A 1,073-nucleotide genomic window follows, 5' to 3' on the forward strand; every position below is an offset into this window, starting at 1 on the left:
CGGGCGGGGCATCGGCGGGTGTATCGCCCGTGGATCCCCGAGCCGGGACTGTGGCTGCAGTTCGACTGGGGCCAGGGTCCGCGCATCGGCGGGCGGGCGACGTATCTGTTCTGTGCCTGGCTGGCGTGGTCGCGGTTTCGGGTGGTGCTGCCGAGTTGGGACCGGAGCCTGGGCAGCCTGCTGGCCTGCCTGGATGCCACGCTGCGCCGTATCGGCGGGGTGCCCACCTATGTGCTCACCGATAACGAGAAGACCGTCACCGTGGACCATGTGGCCACCGTGGCGGTGCGGCATCCGGAGATCGTGGCGGCCAGCCGTCATTACGGGCTGACGATCCATACCTGCTATCCGGCCGACCCCGAGTCCAAGGGCGGCTCGGAGTCCACGGTGCGCATCGCCAAGGCCGACCTGGTGCCGGCCAGCGCGAACCTGCGGGGTGAGTATGCCTCGTTCGCCGAGTTGGCCACGGCCTGCCGCACATTCTGCGACGAGGTCAACGGCCGGCCGCATCGCGAGACCGGCCGGATCCCGGCCGAGGCGCTGGCCGACGAGCAGTCCCGGCTGCACCCGGTGGTCGAGCAGCCGTATGCGGCGGCGTTCGGCCAAACCCGGCGGGTGATGTGGGACTCGACGATCTCGTATGCCGGGGTGCGCTACTCCGTGCCGCACGAGCTGCTCGACGAACGCGTCTGGGCACGCGTCGATGGCGACGAGGTCGTGATCACCCACCTGGAGCGCACCGGCCCGGTCGAAGTGGCCCGCCACCCACACGCGAGCAAGGGCCACCCGCAGATCAACGACGCACACTACCCCACACGGATCGGCGATCCCACCCGCCGCGCACCCCGGGCACGCAGCGCGTCCGACGCCGAGTTTTTGGCTATCGGCCAGGGCGCGGCCCAGTGGCTCGAAGAAGCCGCCGCCGGCACCGCCCGCATCCGCGCCAAGATGGCCGAGGCGGTCTCGCTGGCCAAGCTCTACGGACACACCGACCTGGATCGGGCGCTGGGCACCGCCGCGCTGGCCGGGCGATTCGGCGAGGCCGACCTGGCCTCCATCCTGGCCCACCACCG

1 protein-coding gene is annotated in these 1,073 nt (G+C 71.2%); it reads left to right on the forward strand.

Annotated features, from left to right (window positions below; translation table 11 throughout):
- On the forward strand, positions 1-1,073 hold a 1,073-nt coding region (locus CHB84_RS22200), incomplete at both ends, for a Mu transposase domain-containing protein (protein ID WP_089303580.1).

The organism is Haloechinothrix alba (assembly GCF_900188115.1).
GTDB classification, from domain to species: Bacteria; Actinomycetota; Actinomycetes; order Mycobacteriales; family Pseudonocardiaceae; genus Haloechinothrix; species Haloechinothrix alba.